The sequence below is a fragment of the Pseudomonas tensinigenes genome (assembly GCF_014268445.2).
In the GTDB taxonomy this organism is placed as follows: Bacteria; Pseudomonadota; Gammaproteobacteria; order Pseudomonadales; family Pseudomonadaceae; genus Aquipseudomonas; species Aquipseudomonas tensinigenes.
Map to the genome: position 1 here is coordinate 5,052,320 of NZ_CP077089.1, position 17,728 is coordinate 5,070,047.

Below are 17,728 nucleotides of genomic sequence, written 5' to 3' on the forward strand. Positions count from 1 at the left end.
GCAGCCTTCGGCAGCTCCTACACGGCAGATTTAACGGAGGCCAGCGGGAACAGCCGCTTGAAGTTCTCGGTGGTCTGTTCGGCAAAACGTTCGTAGTTCTCACCGCGCAGCATCGCCAGGAATTCCGCCACTTCGCGCACATACTGCGGCAGGTTGGGCTTGCCGCGATAAGGGATCGGTGCCAGATACGGTGAATCGGTTTCCACCAGCAGGCGATCCGCCGGGACTTTGCTCGCCACATCACGCAGAGCATCGGCATTACGAAAGGTGACGATGCCCGACAGGGAAATGTAATAACCCATGTCCAGCGCCGCTTTGGCCATGTCCCAGTCTTCGGTGAAACAATGCAGCACACCGGCCTGCGGCAAGGCAGCGTCGCGCAGCAACTCAAGGGTATCGGCACGGGCGCCACGGGTGTGGATGATCACCGGTTTGCCAGTCTGCTGCGCCGCCTGCAGGTGCAAGCGGAACGATTCCTGCTGCAGTTCGGCAGCTTCAGGCTCGTAGTGATAGTCGAGACCGGTTTCACCGATCGCCACCACTTTCGGATGGTTGAGTTCGTGTAACAGCCAGTCCAGCGCAGGTGCCGCGCCGGGTTGCACATCGAGCGGATGCACGCCGACCGAACAGTCGACATCGTCATAACGTTCAGCCAGAGCTTTGACGTCGGCGGCGTTGTCAGCACTCACGCCGATGCATAGAAAGTGCCCTACTCCGCGCTCACGGGCCGCATCGAGTGCAGCATCCAGCGAGCCGTCGTGGGCGGCGAGGTCGAGGCGATCAAGGTGACAATGGGAATCTACGAGCATAAAAAAGACGGCTACTTACATCGTATGAGTGGGACGGTCGGATTTAAGCGCTCCGGCCAGATGGGTTTCGATGCGACTGCGCGCCGTGTTGTCGCCCTCGTTGAACTGGACGCCGACACCGGCAGCGCGATTGCCTTGCGCCCCTTTCGGGGTGATCCAGGCAACCTTTCCAGCTACCGGGATCTTTTCGGCCTCGTCCATCAGGTTGAGCAGCATGAACACCTCATCGCCCAACCGGTAACTCTTGTTGGTCGGGATGAACAAGCCACCGTTCTTGATGAACGGCATGTAGGCGGCGTAGAGCACCGACTTGTCCTTGATGGTCAGGGACAAAATGCCGTTGCGCGGGCCAGGGCTGACGGATTCATTCATGTTGACCTCCACTGCTGATGCTCAGAGTCTAGGTACACATTGTTATCTTTGACCAGGCAATCCCGCCCATTGCACCAACAATGCTTCCAGCAGCAGGGCCGGATTGAGGTTGGCCTTGCTCATGACCTTCTGCCGCTGGGCGAGAATCCAGTCCTGAATCTCGAGGACTTTGCCTTGCGCACTTTTCTGCGCCAGGTACTGCACGACTTTGCGCATGTCGGTCAGGCCGAGACCTGCTTCATCCTGAGTCAATTGATAACGCAGGATCAGGCTCGACCAATCGCAGAACCAGTCAAACAGCCGCAGCATGGGAATGCTTTTCCACTCCTCGGCCAACTGCGTCGGCGATTGCTGCTGCTTGAGCAACTTCTTCACGCCTTCGACCACTTGCGCACGCTGCTCGCGCACGCCCTGAGACTGCAGACTGACTGCCATCAACGGCGAGCCAGCCGCCAACGTCAGCAATTCAACACGTTCGTCTTCGGAGCAATCGGGCAACGCTTGCGCCAGCCATTGCAGGCTCATTGCCTCGCCCGGCAGCGGACAGGCCTGCTGCACGCAACGGCTCTTGATCGTCGGCAACAAACGACTGGTCTGATGGCTGACCAACAGCAAAATCGTATCGCCGGAGGGTTCTTCAAGACTCTTGAGCAAGGCGTTGGCAGCGTTGATATTCATCGACTCGACCGGCTCGATCAGCACCACTTTGCGTCCGCCCATCTGCGCGGTCTGCACCACGAAACTGACGAGGTCGCGCACCTGATCGACCTTGATTGCCTTGTCGGCTTCTTCCGGTTCGAGAATGTAATTATCCGGGTGACTACCGGCCTTGAGCAGCAGGCAGGATTTGCACTCGCCACAAGCTTCCGGCGTCGGCCGCTGGCACAACAGACTGGCCATCAAACGCTCGGCCAGTGCGCGCTTGCCGATCCCGGCCGGGCCATGCAGCAGATAGGCGTGAGCGTGTTGCTTACGCCCGGCCAGTTGCTGCCAGAGGCTGTCTTGCCATGGATAGGCCTCAGCCACGAGCCAGCTCCAGCAGGTTCGGAATCAAGGTATCCAGCGATTGTTGAACCTTGGCCAGTGGCTGACCGGCATCGATGCGCACATAGCGCGCGGGATCGGCTTCGGCGCGCTTGAGGAACGCGCTGCGCACCGCCTCGAAAAACGCTCGCCCCTCCAGTTCGAAACGATCCAGACGCCCACGGGCACTGGCGCGGGCGAGACCGATTTCTACTGGCAGATCGAAAATCAACGTCAGATCCGGGCGCAGATCGCCCTGCACGAACGTTTCCAGGGTGGCAATACGCTCCAGCGACAGACCGCGCCCGCCACCCTGATAGGCGTAAGTGGAATCGGTGAAGCGATCGCACAACACCACAGCACCACGGCTCAGCGCCGGACGGATCACTTCAGCCAAATGCTGAGCACGCGCGGCGAATACCAGTAACAGCTCGGCGTCCGGGTTCATGACCTCGTCGGCGGGCGCCAGCAGCACATCGCGAATCCGTTCGGCCAATGGCGTACCACCCGGCTCGCGGGTCAGCACCACTTCGATACCGGCGGCGCGCAGGCGCTCGGCGAGGTATTCGCGGTTGGTGCTTTTACCGGCGCCTTCGGGGCCTTCCAGAGTAATAAACAAGCCAGTCACAGGCAGTCCTTAATCAAAGTCATTGCGTGTTTTGTGGGGCGGCGGCTTCCGGTGCCGGGTTCGGTGCCGGCTCCTGCGGTGCAACCTGCGGCAACGCTTGCGGCACAGTATCCGGTGATGCGCCTGGAATCGCTTGTTCCGCAGCCGGAGCCGCTTCAGGCGCTACCGCCGGCGCAGGGCTGGAACGGTAATCCGCACGGCGCTTGAGCTGGTACTCACGCACCGCATTGTTATGCGCATCGAGATCATCAGAGAAGACATGGCTACCATCGCCACGCGCGACGAAGTACAGGCTGGTGCCTTCCACCGGGTTCAACGCCGCATGAATCGCTTCACGCCCGACCATCGCAATCGGTGTCGGTGGCAGCCCGGGAATCACATAGGTGTTGTACGGCGTCGGTTCTTTCAAATGCGCGCGAGTCAGTTTGCCGTTGTAACGATCACCCAAACCGTAAATCACCGTCGGATCGGTCTGCAGTTGCATGCCCAAGGCCATGCGGCGCACGAAGACACCGGCAATCTGCCCGCGCTCTTGCGGCACACCGGTTTCCTTCTCGACCAGCGAAGCCATGATCAGCGCTTGATACGGTTCGGTATAAGGCACATCGGCAGCGCGACTCTGCCACTCTTTGGCCAATACTTCGTCGAGACGATCAAAGGCCTTTTTCAGCAGTTCAGCATCGGACATGCCGCGCACGAAGCGGTAGGTATCGGGGAAAAACCGTCCTTCCGGAAACAGTCCTTTATGGCCAATTTTCGCCATCACGTCGCTGTCGCTCAAACCGTTCAAGGTCTGCTCGACCTTGTCATCCTTGGCCAACGCCGCACGCACCTGATGGAAATTCCAGCCCTCGACCAGCGTCAGGCTGTACTGCACCACTTCGCCACGCTTCCACGAATCGATCAGACCATTGACGGTCATGCCCGGTTGCATGCGGTATTCACCGCTGTGGATCGGTGTGCCGGCGAGATTGAAACGCCAGTAAACCCGCAACCAGAACGCGTCCTTGATGACACCATCGGTTTCGAGTGAAAGGAAAGTACGGGTCGGCGTTGAGCCTTTCGGCACATCCAGCAGCTCTTCCTGCGTGATGTTCAGGGGCTGTTCCAGCGCGGAATGAATCTTCCAGGCGCTGGCGCCCATCAGCAGCCCTGCCAGAACCAGTCCGGTTTCCAGCAGCAGCAAAAGTTTACGTCTCACAAATCAGGCATCCAGTAGGGCGCGGGCAATGGTTTGCAGTTTACGGGTGAGCGGGCCAACCGGCCAGCTCAGAGCAGCACAGGCGCGTACCGGCCAGACGCCATACACGCTGTTGCAGACAAACACTTCATCGGCCCATTGCAGCTGTTCGAGGCTGATATCGGCGATTTGTGTGGGGATGGCCAATGACTCGGCCTGAAACAATATTTCGGCGCGCATCACACCGGCGACACCGCAACGCTTGAGGTCCGGCGTTATCAGCACACCGTCGCGCACAATGAAAAGGTTGCTGAACACCCCTTCAATGACGCGACCGGCCTGATCCAGCATCAAACCTTCGGCATGCTCGCTGTCCTGCCACTCGGCACGGGCGAGAACCTGCTCCAATCGATTGAGATGTTTGAGCCCCGCGAGAAGCGGCTGTTTCGACAGTCGCGTGTTGCATGGAAACAGGCGAACGCCTTGTTCAGCATGCACAGCAGGATAAGCCGCCGCAGGATTGCCTTGCAGAATACGTCGACCCGGTGCCGCCGGATCGGGAGCATAACCGCGCAAACCGTCGCCACGGGTGAGGATGAGCTTGAGCACGCCCTCGCGCATCGCTGCCGCATAGCTCAGCAGCTCATCGCGGATCAGCTCGATATCGGCCGCGATGGCCAGACGCGCACAGCCATCGGCCAGACGCGCCAGGTGCCGATCCAGCAGGATCGGCTGGCCACTACGCACGGCGATCGTCTCGAACAGACCATCACCGTAAGCCAGGCCGCGATCTTTCAGCGACAGACTGTCAGCCGGTTGACCGTCGACCCAGCAGTCCATCAGCCTGCAAACCGGCGGAATGCCAGGGTGCCGTTGGTGCCGCCAAAACCGAAGGAGTTGGACAGCACGACATCGATGTCCATGTTGCGCGCAGTGTGCGGCACGAAATCGAGATCGCAGCCTTCGTCCGGCTCATCGAGGTTGATGGTCGGCGGCGCTACCTGGCTGTTGATCGCCAGCACGCTGAAGATAGCTTCAACCGCGCCCGCCGCACCCAGCAGGTGACCGGTCATCGACTTGGTCGAGCTGACGGCGAGTTTGTAGGCGTGATCACCGAACACGGTCTTGATCGCATTGGCTTCGGCGAGGTCACCAGCCGGAGTCGAGGTACCGTGGGCGTTGATGTACTGCACTTGATCGACATTGATTTTCGCATCGCGCAGCGCGTTGGTGATGCAGCGTGCAGCACCAGCACCGTCGGCAGGAGGCGAGGTCATGTGGAACGCATCACCGCTGGTGCCGAAGCCGATCAGCTCAGCGTAGATAGTCGCGCCGCGCGCCTTGGCGTGCTCCAGTTCTTCAAGAACCAGTGCACCGGCACCGTCGGACAGCACGAAACCATCACGGCCCTTGTCCCACGGACGGCTGGCGCGAGTCGGCTCATCGTTGCGCGTCGACAGCGCACGGGACGCGCCGAAGCCGCCCATGCCCAGACCGCATGCAGCCATTTCGGCACCGCCGGCAATCATCACGTCGGCTTCGTCGTACATGATGTTGCGCGCCGCCATGCCAATGCAGTGCGTACCGGTGGTACATGCGGTGGCGATAGCGTAGTTAGGTCCCTGTGCACCCAGGTGGATGGACAGAAAACCGGAAATCATATTGATGATCGAGCCTGGCACGAAGAATGGCGAGATTCGACGCGGGCCCGTCTCATGCAGGGTACGGCTGGTTTCTTCGATGTTGGTCAGACCGCCGATACCCGAACCCATGGCCACGCCAATGCGTTCACGGTTGGCGTCGGTGACTTCCAGACCGGCATTGCGCACGGCTTGAAAGCCTGCAGCGAGACCGTACTGAATGAACAGGTCGAGCTTGCGCGCTTCCTTGACCGACAGGTATTCCTCGACATTGAAGCCCTTTACCGAGCCGCCAAAGCGGGTGGAATAGGCAGAAAGGTCGGTGTGTTCGATCAGACCAATGCCACTGCGGCCAGCCAGAATGCCCTGCCAACTGCTCGGCACATCCGTGCCCAGTGGCGACAACATACCCATACCGGTGACTACGACGCGTCTACGCGACACAGCACTCTCCTTTTTCAAATGACGACGACTTTGCATCAGGCCTAAAGAAAAAACCGCACGCCATGATGGCAGTGCGGTTTTTCCATGACAGCAAACAACGATTACAAACTATTACGCCTGGTGGCTAGTAACGTAGTCGATTGCAGCTTGTACAGTAGTGATCTTCTCAGCTTCTTCGTCAGGGATTTCGGTCTCGAATTCCTCTTCCAGAGCCATCACCAGCTCAACGGTGTCAAGGGAGTCGGCACCCAGGTCTTCTACGAAGGAAGCGGTGTTGACCACTTCTTCTTCTTTAACACCCAGTTGCTCGGCAACGATTTTCTTGACGCGCTCTTCGATGGTGCTCATACCTTGTTTTCACTCCTAATGGACAAATTCAGGCAGCTGGCCAGTGGGTAAGTGTATAGAAAGACTTTTCAGTTTTTCAACTGAAAGCTTCACTCCTCAAACCCTGCGACCCTCTGCCTATAAATAGATTGCAGCTTTATAACGGATTTTAGACAGCTCGTATGACATTTTTTTGAAGCAATCCGTCACATTTTACTTACATGTACATCCCACCGTTCACCGGGATTGTAGCCCCAGTGACGTATGCCGCACCGTCGGATGCAAGAAAAGCGACCACGGACGCGATCTCTTGAGCTTGTCCCAGACGACCCAGCGGAATCTGCGTCTGCAAGGCTTCACGCTGTGCTTCAGGCAGTTCGCGCGTCATGTCGGTGTCGATAAACCCTGGGGTTACCGAGTTCACCGTAATCGAACGCGAACCGACTTCACGCGCCATTGCACGGCTGAAACCTTCCAGACCGGCCTTGGCGGCTGCATAGTTTACTTGGCCAGCGTTGCCCATGGCACCCACCACCGAGCCAATACTGATAATTCGACCCCAACGCGCCTTGGTCATGCCGCGCAGAACGCCCTTGGACAGGCGGAACAGACTGTTCAGGTTGGTATCGATCACGTCGTACCACTCGTCGTCTTTCATGCGCATCATCAGGTTATCGCGGGTGATGCCGGCATTATTGACCAGGATCGCCACTGGCGCACCAAACTGCTCCTGAATGCTTGCCAGCACCGCGCTGACCGATTCGTCGCTGGTGACGTTGAGTTCGAAACCTGTGCCCTGAATACCATTTTCCTTCAGGGTCGCGGCAATGCGCTCAGCACCTGAAGCGGAAGTCGCGGTGCCAATGACGATGGCGCCCTGACGACCCAGTTCCAGCGCGATAGCCTGACCAATGCCACGGCTTGCACCGGTGACCAGTGCAACTTTACCTTGCAGACTCATGCAAGTTTCTCCTGATTCAGGCTTGCGCTGCGCGAGCGGCAGCGAAAGCGTCTGGGGTATTGAGGTTGGAAGTCGCCACGCCTTCAGCGCAGCGCTTGTTCAAGCCGGCCAGGACTTTGCCCGGGCCGCATTCGACCAGATTGGTCGCGCCCTTGGCGGCCAGAGTCTGTACCGACTCGACCCAGCGCACAGGCTTGTACAATTGTTCGAGCAGATCACGCTTGAGGGTTTCCAGATCGGCCGGCACTTGCGCGCTGACGTTCTGTACAACCGGGATCTGCGGCGCCTGCCAGTCGATGGCGGCGATGGATTCGGCAAAGCGCTCGGCCGCCGGACGCATCAGCTCGCAGTGCGACGGCACGCTCACCGGCAGCGGCATGGCGCGCTTGGCACCACGCGCCTTGCAACCTTCGATGGCGCGCTCGACAGCAGCCTTGGCACCGGCAATAACTACTTGGCCCGGCGAGTTGAAGTTAACAGCGCTGACCACTTCACCTTGCGCAGCTTCAGCGCAGGCTGCCAGCACGTCGGCATCCTCGAGACCGAGAATGGCAGCCATGCCGCCCTGCCCGGCCGGAACCGCTTCCTGCATCAGTTGACCACGGCGCTCAACGAGCTTGACCGCGTCAGCCAGCGTCAGGCTGCCAGCAGCAACCAGCGCGCTGTATTCGCCCAGGCTGTGACCGGCAACAAAGGCCGGACGCGCGCCACCTTCAGCCAGCCACAGACGCCACAGGGCGATCGAAGCGGTCAGAATGGCCGGTTGGGTTTTATCGGTTTGATTGAGCTGCTCTTCCGGGCCCTGCTGGGTCAGTGCCCACAGGTCATAACCCAGAGCCTCAGAGGCTTCTTTGAAAGTTTCGAGGATCAACGGATATTCCGCGCCCAGCTCGGCCAGCATGCCGAGGGACTGCGAACCTTGTCCTGGAAAGACGAATGCGAGGGAAGCAGACATGTAACAAGCCCCTAATGATCTTGTCGTCGGAAAATGACGCCCCACTGAGGGACGCAAGAAACTGACAGTTTGGATGGCCCTTTGAACCGGGCGGTCACATTTAAGCATTGTCCGACGAAAACGCCTAAGACAACAAATCCTCCAGACGACCGTGGAGGCGTTCGGGCAAGTTCTCCTGAATCTCGATCAGCGCGCGCTGAATAGCACTCTGAAAGCCCTGAACCCCGGCCGAACCGTGACTTTTCACGACGATGCCCTGCAAACCGAGAAAGCTTGCGCCGTTATGTCGCGCCGGCGCCAGATCGGCCTGCAAGCGCTTCATCAGCGGCAACGCCAAAGCCCCCACGGCACGGGAGGCGAGATTTCTTTTGAACAACGCTTCGATGCGCGCAGCAATCATCGTCGCCAGGCCTTCGCTGGACTTGAGCAGGATATTGCCGACGAAACCGTCACACACCACGACATCGGCCTCGCCACGGTACAAACCGTCGCCTTCGATAAAGCCGATGTAGTTGATACCACGGGCAGCCTGCAACAACGTTGCGGCCAGTTTGACCTGCTGATTGCCTTTGATGTCTTCGGTGCCGATGTTGAGCAGTGCGACGCGCGGACGATGGATGCCCAGCGTCTGCGCCGCCACCGACCCCATCACCGCAAACTGCAGCAGATGCTCGGCGCTGCAATCGACATTGGCACCCAGATCGAGCAACTGACAATAGCCGTTCTGCGTAGGAATCGCCGCCACCATTGCCGGGCGATCGATGCCCGGCAACGTCTTCAGCACGAATCGCGAGAGTGCCATCAACGCACCGGTATTGCCGGCACTGACACAGGCTTGAGCCTTGCCGTCACGCACCAGTTCCAGGGCGACACGCATCGACGAGTCCGGCTTGCCACGCAAGGCCTGGGTCGGTTTTTCGTCCATGGTGATGACTTCGCTGGCCGCAACAATTGTCAGGCGCGCGCGATCGGCAGCCGATTGGCCGTTGATCAATTCTTCAAGAAGGGAGGGTTGACCGACGAGGGTCAGGTGCAGCGAGGGCGTAGCAGAAAGGCAAGCAAGGCTGGCCTGAACAATGCTGCGGGGACCGAAGTCCCCGCCCATTGCGTCAATCGCGATGACTTGAGCGGACAAGTGATTACTCGTCAGCGCCCTTGTCGATCACTTTACGGCCACGGTATACGCCTTCTGGCGATACGTGGTGACGCAGGTGAACTTCACCAGTGGTTTTTTCTACAGACAGGGTGCTAGCCTCGAGAGCGTCGTGCGAACGGCGCATGTCACGGGCAGAGCGGGATTTTTTGTTCTGCTGAACAGCCATAATTGATTAACTCCTAAACGTTTGGGTCACGCTTTAACTGCGCCAATACACTGAACGGGTTGGACCGCGTTACCTCGTCCTCGCTCGGTTCGGGCTCATCTGCTCCCGCCGGCTGCTGGCATTCTTCCGGATGATGAGCAGGCACAATAGGCAAAGCGAGCAAAAGCTCTTCTTCGACCAGTGACTGCAGATCCAATGGATCTTCGCCCAGTTCCAGCACGTCATAACCTTTCGGTAACGACTGGGTATTCGCACCCTCCTTCACTACAGCGTAACTGCATTCGCTGTGGATCGGCAGGGTGACCAGCTCAAGACAACGCTGGCAAACCATTTTGACCTCGGTGTCGATAAAGCTGTGGATCACCACAGATTTACGTTCATCTCGTTCAAAAACGAATTTCGCCTGCACCGTACCGACATCGTCGGAAAGCGGGTCGCAGAGTCTCTTCAAATCGGCCAGCAGCAGTTCACCTTGAAGGGTGGTGCCACGGTCAGCCAATTTGCGCGGGTCAACGTGAGGTGGAATCGGGTCATTCAACATAGGCGCAGCATTATAGGGATGCACCCACCCATGTCAAAGGAAATTGTGCCCTGTCCGTCACTTGCGTGCCTCCGCTAGAATTCACATCTGCCTCAGGAGACGCGAATGCTGCCTTTATTACTCGCTTCAAGCTCGACCTATCGTCGCGAATTGCTCGCCCGCCTGCACCTGCCGTTCGTCTGCAGCTCGCCGGATATCGATGAAAGTCATCGCCCGGGCGAGTCAGCCAGCGAACTGGTCAAGCGCCTCGCCGAGCAAAAAGCCCGAGCACTGGCTGACAGCCACCCCGCTCATCTGATTATCGGCTCGGACCAGGTTGCCGTGCTCGGCGAGCAGATTATCGGTAAGCCGCACACCTTCGAGAAGGCTCGCGAACAATTGATGGCCGCGAGCGGCGCCAGCGTAACCTTTCTGACTGGCCTGGCACTGCTCAACAGCCAGACAGGCCAATGCCAGGTTGACTGCGTGCCGTTCACCGTACACATGCGCCAGCTCGATCAGGCGCGCATCGAGCGTTACCTGCGCATCGAGCAACCATATGACTGCGCAGGCAGCTTCAAGGCTGAAGGGCTGGGTGTGAGCCTGTTTCAATCCACCGAAGGCCCTGACGCCACCAGTCTGATAGGCCTGCCGCTGATTCGCCTGATCGACATGCTGCTGACTGAAGGCGTGCAGATCCCATAAAGCAAAAGATCGCAGCCTGCGGCAGCTCCTACAGGGGAATGTAAAACCCCGTAGGAGCTGCCGCAGGCTGCGATCTTTTGATCTTTACAACGAATCAGCGCAACGAAGGCCCGTGGAAACCCATCCACATCGCCAATTGCTCAGCCACGCTGGCACCCAGCTTCTTCGAGAAGCGATCGAACGGTGACTCCTGCACAGTGAAGTCGACCAGTTCTTTCTCGCCAATCACATCACGCGCGACCGAACTGGCATTGCCCAGACCATCGATCAAGCCCAGCGGCAACGCCTGCTCGCCCGACCAGACCAATCCAGAGAACAGTTCCGGATGATCCTTGTCTTTCAGACGATCACCACGCCCCTGCTTGACGCTATTGATGAACTGCTTGTGCGTGGTATCGAGCACGCTCTGCCAGAACGCCGTTTCTTCAGGCTTCTGCGGCTGGAACGGATCAAGGAACGATTTATGCTCACCCGAGGTGTACGTACGACGCTCGACACCCAGCTTTTCCATGGTACCGACAAAACCGTAACCGGCCGCCGTCACACCAATCGAACCAACCAGACTCGCCTTGTCGGCGTAAATCTGATCCGCCGCACTGGCGATGTAATAGGCACCGGACGCACCGAGGTCGGAAATGACCGCATACACCTTGATCTCCGGATGCAGGCCGCGCAGGCGCTTGATCTCGTCGTAGACGTAACCCGACTGCACCGGACTGCCGCCAGGGCTGTTGATGCGCAGAATGACGCCCTTGACCTTCTTGTCCTCGAACGCCGCCCGCAAGCTACCAACAATGTTGTCGGCGCTGGCCGGCTCTTTGTCGGCGATCATGCCGGTGACGTCGATCAGCGCGGTGTAGTTCGGACCGCGCGTGGCGCTCTTTTCCATGTCCATCAGCGGCGTAAACAGGATCAATGCCACGAACAGATAAACAAAGGTCAAGAGCTTGAAGAAAATCCCCCAACGCCGCGAACGACGCTGCTCTTGGACGCCCGCGAGGAGGGTCTTTTCCAATAGCTTCCAGCTTTTCTCGTCACCGCCCTCGGCACTTGCCTTGGCCGGTGCTTTCCATTCGTCGGTCATGCCATCCACCCCAGCAAAAACGTATTAAGCCTGCTTCTCCAGCCAGGCATGCAATTCGGAAAAACGGTCGATCGACAGGCGCGGCTCGAACTGCTGCAGCGATTCGATCGATTGCGCGCCATAACTGACCGCCACCGAGTCCATCCCCGCGTTACGCGCCATCAGCAGATCAAAGGACGAATCGCCGACCATCAGCGCCTGCTCCGCACGCACACCACAATGCGCAAGGATCTGCTCCAGCATCAGAGGGTGCGGCTTGCTGGCAGTTTCATCGGCAGCACGGGTGATATCGAAATAATCTTCCCAGCCATTGGCCTTGAGCACCCGATCAAGCCCGCGGCGATTCTTGCCGGTAGCGACGGCCAGGTGATAACCCTGCTCACGAAACGACGCCATCGACTCGACTACGCCTTCGAACAACGGCGAAGGCACTGCTTCTGCGGCGATGTAGTGATCGGCGTAATACTCGCGAAACAAGGTCATTTCGGCGTCGCTGATTTCGGGATACAGCGTGCGAATCGCCTCGGGCAGGCCCAAGCCGATGATGCCTTTGACAGCGAAATCATCACGCAACTCGAAACCGGAACGCCCGGACGCCGAGTGCATCGCCTCGACGATCCGATGGATGGAGTCGGCCAGGGTGCCGTCCCAATCGAAAATCAGCAGCTTGTAATCAGATGGGCGCACTCAATCGCTCCACGGTCTTGGCCCACATTTCATCGACCGGCGCCTGCAAGGTCAACTTGCCGCCATCAGGCAGCGGCACGGTCAGCATGTAAGCGTGCAGGAACAGGCGCTTGCCGCCCAGATCGCGGATTTCCTTGGTGAAATCCTCGTCGCCATACTTGCTGTCGCCAGCAATGCAATGGCCAGCATGCAAGGTATGCACGCGAATCTGGTGGGTGCGACCGGTCACCGGTTTAGCCTCGACCATGGTGGCAAAATCGCCGAAGCGGCGCAGCACTTTGAACAGGGTCAAGGCTTCTTTGCCTTCTTCGTTGACTTCAACCATGCGCTCGCCGGAACGCAGATTGCTCTTGAGCAATGGCGCGCTGACTTTCTTGATCGAAGTCGCCCAGTTGCCGCGCACCAGCGCCATGTAGCGCTTGTCGACGCCGTCGCCACGCAGTTGCTCGTGCAAGTGGCGCAACATGCTGCGTTTTTTGGCGATCATCAGCAGGCCGGAGGTGTCACGGTCGAGACGGTGCACCAGTTCCAGCTCCTTGGCATCGGGACGCAACTGACGAAAGGCTTCGATCACGCCGAAATTCAAGCCACTGCCACCGTGAACCGCAATGCCGGCGGGCTTATTGATCACGATCAGGGCTTTGTCTTCGAAGACAATCGAGGCTTCCAGACGCTGCAATAAACCCTGGGCCAATGGCACCGGCTCGTCGCGCTCAGGCACGCGAACGGGCGGCACGCGCACGATATCACCGGCCTGCAGCTTGTATTCTGGCTTGATCCGACCTTTGTTCACGCGCACTTCGCCTTTACGCAAAATGCGGTAAATCAAGGTCTTGGGCACGCCTTTGAGCCGGGCGAGGAGAAAATTGTCGATTCGTTGGCCGGCATACTCCGGCGAGACTTCAAGCAATTGAACGCCTGGAGTCGAAGGGGCAGTAGTTGTCATGCCGCGGATGATAACAATTTTTATGGAATTGAAGCACTTAATCATTGCTGCTATAGTCGCGAACGCCGCCAAAAGCGGCCTGGACAGAGGAACCACGGTCAAAAACCGGCCCTGACCAACGCAATTCACCAGGACGCGAGGCCGTCCTACGGGGCTTTCGCTACGTAACGGTGGAGTTTTCAGTTGTAACGAGCGCAGGTGACATGAGGCCTGAATTACGCCGCCGAGCAGAGTTTTAACTCGCCTGGCAGGCACACATTCAAGGCCAGTTCACAAAGTGCAGTCAGCTGCAGATGACCCCGAGCGAATGCTTCGGAAACAACGCCTGAATTAGCCATGATGCGTGACCTCCCCTTTCGGAGCTCACGGTAAATGCCAACCCGCTGCGGATTCTGCGCGCGGCAGCACCCGAATTATCAGGGATACGTGTAGGGTGGAGATGCACAACCGCTGGACTGTGTAGCAATAGGCTTTATCAAGACGCTTCATCTCGTCCACAGCCGCCGGTTGATTCCTCCTCCTGACTGAGTGCTTAAGTAGCCACAGCAAGCAGGACGCGTACGTCGCTGTATCGGCCCAATTGGCCGCATATCGCTGGACACGGGAATGGCCAACCACTCCCGACGCACCTGACACCGACCGTGAGAAGTCGTGTGTGCCGAACGCCGTTTCCGGCAGCCCGGAAACCGACGGTACTACATGAAAAGAATGCTGATTAACGCAACTCAACCCGAAGAGTTGCGTGTTGCACTGGTAGATGGCCAACGCCTCTACGACCTGGACATCGAATCCGGTGCACGCGAGCAGAAGAAGGCCAACATCTATAAAGGCCGCATCACTCGCATCGAACCAAGCCTTGAGGCTGCCTTTGTCGATTTCGGCTCCGAGCGCCACGGCTTCCTGCCCCTCAAAGAAATCTCCCGCGAATACTTCAAGAAAGCCCCTGAAGGCCGCGTCAACATCAAGGACGTTCTGAGCGAAGGCCAGGAAGTCATCGTTCAGGTCGAAAAAGAAGAACGTGGCAACAAGGGCGCAGCCCTGACCACCTTCATCAGCCTGGCCGGTCGTTACCTCGTGCTGATGCCGAACAACCCGCGTGCCGGCGGCATTTCCCGTCGCATCGAAGGCGAAGAGCGCAACGAACTGCGTGAAGCGCTGAACGGCCTGGTTGCACCGGCCGACATGGGTCTGATCGTGCGCACTGCCGGCCTTGGCCGCAGCAGCGAAGAAATGCAGTGGGACCTCGATTACCTGCTGCAACTGTGGACCGCCATCAAAGAAGCCTCGCTGGATCGCTCCGCGCCGTTCCTGATCTATCAGGAAAGCAACGTGATCATCCGCGCCATCCGCGATTACCTGCGCCAGGACATCGGCGAAGTGCTGATCGACAGCGTTGAAGCCCAGGACGAAGCCCTGACCTTCATCCGCCAGGTAATGCCGCAGTACGCCAGCAAGATCAAGCTGTACGAAGACAGCGTGCCGCTGTTCAACCGTTTCCAGATCGAAAGCCAGATCGAGACCGCTTTCCAGCGCGTCGTTGAACTGCCTTCCGGCGGCTCCATCGTCATCGATCCGACCGAAGCCCTGGTGTCCATCGACATCAACTCGGCGCGCGCCACCAAAGGCAGCGACATCGAAGAAACCGCTCTGCAGACCAACCTTGAAGCCGCCGAAGAAATCGCCCGTCAGTTGCGCCTGCGCGACATCGGCGGCCTGATCGTCATCGACTTCATCGACATGACCCCTGCCAAGAACCAGCGCGCCGTGGAAGAGAAAGTCCGCGAATGCCTGGAAGCCGACCGCGCCCGCGTGCAGATCGGCCGCATCTCGCGCTTCGGCCTGCTGGAAATGTCCCGTCAGCGCCTGCGTCCATCCCTGGGCGAAAGCAGCGGCATCGTCTGCCCGCGTTGCAACGGCACCGGCATCATCCGTGACGTTGAATCGCTGTCGCTGGCGATCCTGCGCCTGATCGAAGAAGAAGCCCTGAAAGACCGCACCGCAGAAGTCCGCGCCCAAGTGCCGATTCCGGTCGCAGCCTTCCTGCTCAACGAAAAACGCAACTCGATCACCAAGATCGAACTGCGCACCCGTGCCCGCATCATCATTCTGCCGAACGATCACCTCGAAACGCCGCACTTCGAAGTTCAGCGTCTGCGTGATGACAGCCCGGAAGCCGCGACCAACCAGTCCAGCTACGAAATCGCTGCTGCCGCTGCCGAAGTCGAAGAAGTCCAGCCAGCCGCCGCGACCCGCACCCTGGTTCGCCAGGAAGCCGCGGTCAAGACTGCTCCGGCCCGTGCCAACGCTCCGGTTCCGACCGAAGTCGCCGCACCTGCCGCTCCGGCACCGGCTCCAGTTGCTGCACCAGAGCCAAGCCTGTTCAAAGGCCTGGTGAAATCGCTGGTCAGCCTGTTCGCCACCAAAGAAGAGCCAGCCGCTCCGGTTGTGGTTGAAAAACCAGCCAGCGAACGTCCGGCCCGTAATGAAGAGCGTCGCAACGGTCGTCAGCAGAGCCGTAACCGTAACGGTCGCCGCGATGAAGAACGCAAGCCGCGCGAAGAACGTGCGCCACGTGAAGAACGCGCCCCGCGTGAGCCGCGTGAAGAGCGTGCTCCACGTGAAGCCCGTGAAGTTCGCGAGCCTCGTGAAGCCCGTACCGAAGCTGCACCGGCCGCTCGTGAAGAACGCGCGCCACGTGCACCGCGTGAAGAACGTGCACCGCGTGCTCCGCGTGAAGATCGCAAGCCACGTGGCGAGCGTGAAGAGCGTGTACGTGAACTGCGCGAGCCACTGGACGCCGCTCCAGTGACTGCAGACACCGCAGCCGTTACCGCTGAAGAGCGTCCGGCCCGTCAGCCACGTGAAGAGCGCGCACCGCGTCCGCCGCGTGAAGAGCGTCAACCGCGCGCCGAACAGGCCGCTGCTGCCGTCGCTGAAGAAGAAGTGAACAGCAACGAAGAGCAACTGCCGGAAGACGGTTCGGAGAACGCCGAAGGCGATCGTCCACGTCGTCGTTCGCGCGGTCAGCGTCGTCGCAGCAACCGTCGTGAGCGTCAGCGTGATGCCAACGGCAACGTGATCGAAGGTTCGGAAGAATCCGAAGCCGGCGAAAACGCTGAAGAGCCAAGCACTGCCGATCTGGCTGCTGGCCTGGCTGTCACCGCCGCTGTTGCCAGCAGCGTGATCAGCGCTCCGGCCGAAGCTCAAGCCCACGAGCAAGCAGAACGCGCAACCGCTGCTGTGCAGGAAACTGCGGCAGTGGAAGCGCCGGTTGTTGAAGCCACTACGCCAGTTGAAGTAGTTGCTGCTCCGGAAGTCGAGGTGGCTCCGGTTCAGGAAACGCTGCCTCAGGTTGAGCCTGCACCAGCCGTGGTTGCCGAGCCGGCTGTTGAAACCGTCGCTGAAACCGTGACCGAAACCGTGCGTGAAGTTCGCGAAGAGCAGACCGCTTTCAACTGGGTTGCCGAGCCGGCTGTTGCTGAAACACCAGCGCCAGTGGTTGAAGCACCGGTTGTTGAAAAGCCAGTGGTCGAAGCGCCTGCGGTAGAAGCTCCTGTGGTTGAAGAGAGCAAAGTTGCCGAGCCAGTGGTCGTTGCTGAACCAGCACCGGTTGTCGAAGCACCTGTCGTTGCCGAAGCGCCAGCTCCAGTGGTTGAAGCACCGGCTCCAGTCAGCGCCCTGACGCCAAGCGGCCGCGCGCCAAACGACCCGCGTGAAGTGCGTCGTCGCAAGCGTGAAGAAGAGCGTCTGCAGAAGGAAGCCGAACTGGCCGCCGCTGCTGCTCCTGTTGCTGAAGTGGTCGAGGCAGCGCCTGCCCCGGTCGCTGAAGAAGCGGTTGTCGAAGCGGTGATTGCTGAAGCACCACGCTCCGTTCAGGACGCGGTCGAGCAACACCAGGAGGCCGAGGAAAAAGAGCACGAGCCTAAACCACTCGTGTAATTTCCAAAGCCGTTAAAAAGCCCCGCCCGGTGAAAGCCTGGCGGGGCTTTTTTATGCATCGAATTTTTGTGGTGGATTCTAGATCCAACCCCCTCACCCCAGCCCTCTCCCCACGGGGCGAGGGGGAAAGGGAGCCGATCTCCGTGTGCTTCAAGGCCGGAGTTCGACTCGAAGTTTCAGGTCGGT

General features: G+C 59.2%; 18 protein-coding genes. 2 read left to right on the forward strand and 16 right to left on the reverse strand.

Annotation, left to right across the window (positions count from 1 at the left end; all coding sequences use genetic code 11):
* Positions 1–17: 17 nt before the first annotated feature.
* From HU718_RS22320 to HU718_RS22380, 13 genes are all read right to left on the reverse strand, one after another.
* Positions 18–809, reverse strand: coding sequence for a TatD family hydrolase (locus tag HU718_RS22320; RefSeq protein WP_186613770.1), 792 nt, complete (start codon positions 807–809; stop codon positions 18–20).
* Positions 810–824: 15 nt separating this feature from the next.
* On the reverse strand, positions 825–1,181 hold the full coding sequence (locus tag HU718_RS22325) for a PilZ domain-containing protein (protein ID WP_095120575.1): 357 nt from the start codon (positions 1,179–1,181) through the stop codon (positions 825–827).
* Between the two features lie 42 nt (positions 1,182–1,223).
* On the reverse strand, positions 1,224–2,207 hold the full coding sequence (locus HU718_RS22330; protein WP_095120576.1) for a DNA polymerase III subunit delta': 984 nt from the start codon (positions 2,205–2,207) through the stop codon (positions 1,224–1,226).
* Positions 2,200–2,832 carry a dTMP kinase gene (gene tmk, locus HU718_RS22335; RefSeq protein WP_110720344.1) on the reverse strand — a complete coding sequence of 211 codons (633 nt, stop codon included), beginning with the start codon at positions 2,830–2,832 and terminating at the stop codon, positions 2,200–2,202. Before tmk ends, HU718_RS22330 begins: the two co-directional genes overlap by 8 nt.
* A 19-nt stretch (positions 2,833–2,851) precedes the next feature.
* The gene (mltG, locus tag HU718_RS22340; protein ID WP_095120578.1) at positions 2,852–4,033 is read right to left on the reverse strand and encodes an endolytic transglycosylase MltG; all 1,182 of its coding nucleotides are present in this window, start codon (positions 4,031–4,033) and stop codon (positions 2,852–2,854) included.
* Positions 4,034–4,036: 3 nt separating this feature from the next.
* Positions 4,037–4,852, reverse strand: a complete 816-nt coding sequence (gene pabC, locus HU718_RS22345; RefSeq protein ID WP_150706535.1) for an aminodeoxychorismate lyase — start codon at positions 4,850–4,852, stop codon at positions 4,037–4,039.
* Positions 4,852–6,096 (reverse strand): beta-ketoacyl-ACP synthase II, encoded by a 1,245-nt coding sequence (gene fabF / locus HU718_RS22350; protein WP_122604995.1) that lies wholly within the window; start codon positions 6,094–6,096, stop codon positions 4,852–4,854. The genes pabC and fabF overlap by 1 nt, the downstream gene beginning before the upstream one ends.
* 111 nt (positions 6,097–6,207) lie before the next feature.
* A complete protein-coding gene (gene acpP, locus HU718_RS22355) occupies positions 6,208–6,444 on the reverse strand; it encodes an acyl carrier protein (RefSeq protein WP_003175607.1) in 237 nt (78 codons plus the stop codon).
* A 196-nt stretch (positions 6,445–6,640) separates the two neighbouring features.
* The gene (fabG, locus tag HU718_RS22360; protein WP_095120581.1) at positions 6,641–7,384 is read right to left on the reverse strand and encodes a 3-oxoacyl-ACP reductase FabG; all 744 of its coding nucleotides are present in this window, start codon (positions 7,382–7,384) and stop codon (positions 6,641–6,643) included.
* Positions 7,385–7,400: 16 nt separating this feature from the next.
* Entirely contained in the window at positions 7,401–8,339 is a 939-nt protein-coding gene (gene fabD / locus HU718_RS22365; protein WP_038364480.1) for an ACP S-malonyltransferase, read from the reverse strand.
* A gap of 124 nt (positions 8,340–8,463) precedes the next feature.
* Positions 8,464–9,474, reverse strand: a complete 1,011-nt coding sequence (gene plsX, locus HU718_RS22370) for a phosphate acyltransferase PlsX (protein WP_095120583.1) — start codon at positions 9,472–9,474, stop codon at positions 8,464–8,466.
* Positions 9,475–9,478: 4 nt separating this feature from the next.
* Positions 9,479–9,661, reverse strand: coding sequence for a 50S ribosomal protein L32 (gene rpmF / locus HU718_RS22375; RefSeq protein WP_003179396.1), 183 nt, complete (start codon positions 9,659–9,661; stop codon positions 9,479–9,481).
* A 13-nt stretch (positions 9,662–9,674) separates the two neighbouring features.
* Entirely contained in the window at positions 9,675–10,202 is a 528-nt protein-coding gene (locus HU718_RS22380) for a YceD family protein (RefSeq protein ID WP_038364482.1), read from the reverse strand.
* A 105-nt stretch (positions 10,203–10,307) separates the two neighbouring features.
* On the opposite strand from HU718_RS22380, the gene HU718_RS22385 reads away from it, so the two are divergent.
* Positions 10,308–10,886 (forward strand): Maf family protein, encoded by a 579-nt coding sequence (locus HU718_RS22385; protein ID WP_186613768.1) that lies wholly within the window; start codon positions 10,308–10,310, stop codon positions 10,884–10,886.
* 94 nt (positions 10,887–10,980) lie between these two features.
* Here HU718_RS22385 and sppA read toward each other — a convergent pair whose 3' ends face one another.
* Genes sppA through rluC form a run of 3 tightly spaced genes read right to left on the reverse strand, consistent with a single transcriptional unit; the run spans position 10,981 to position 13,603 of the window.
* On the reverse strand, positions 10,981–11,970 hold the full coding sequence (gene sppA, locus HU718_RS22390) for a signal peptide peptidase SppA (RefSeq protein WP_150729958.1): 990 nt from the start codon (positions 11,968–11,970) through the stop codon (positions 10,981–10,983).
* Positions 11,971–11,994: 24 nt separating this feature from the next.
* Positions 11,995–12,657: an HAD-IA family hydrolase gene (locus tag HU718_RS22395; RefSeq protein ID WP_095120585.1), complete on the reverse strand. Its 663-nt coding sequence runs from the start codon at positions 12,655–12,657 to the stop codon at positions 11,995–11,997.
* Positions 12,644–13,603 (reverse strand): 23S rRNA pseudouridine(955/2504/2580) synthase RluC, encoded by a 960-nt coding sequence (gene rluC / locus HU718_RS22400; protein ID WP_150706538.1) that lies wholly within the window; start codon positions 13,601–13,603, stop codon positions 12,644–12,646. The genes HU718_RS22395 and rluC overlap by 14 nt, the downstream gene beginning before the upstream one ends.
* Before the next feature lie 699 nt (positions 13,604–14,302).
* Here rluC and rne point away from each other — a divergent pair.
* Positions 14,303–17,542, forward strand: coding sequence for a ribonuclease E (gene rne / locus HU718_RS22405; RefSeq protein ID WP_186613767.1), 3,240 nt, complete (start codon positions 14,303–14,305; stop codon positions 17,540–17,542).
* The last annotated feature ends 186 nt before the right edge of the window (positions 17,543–17,728 follow it).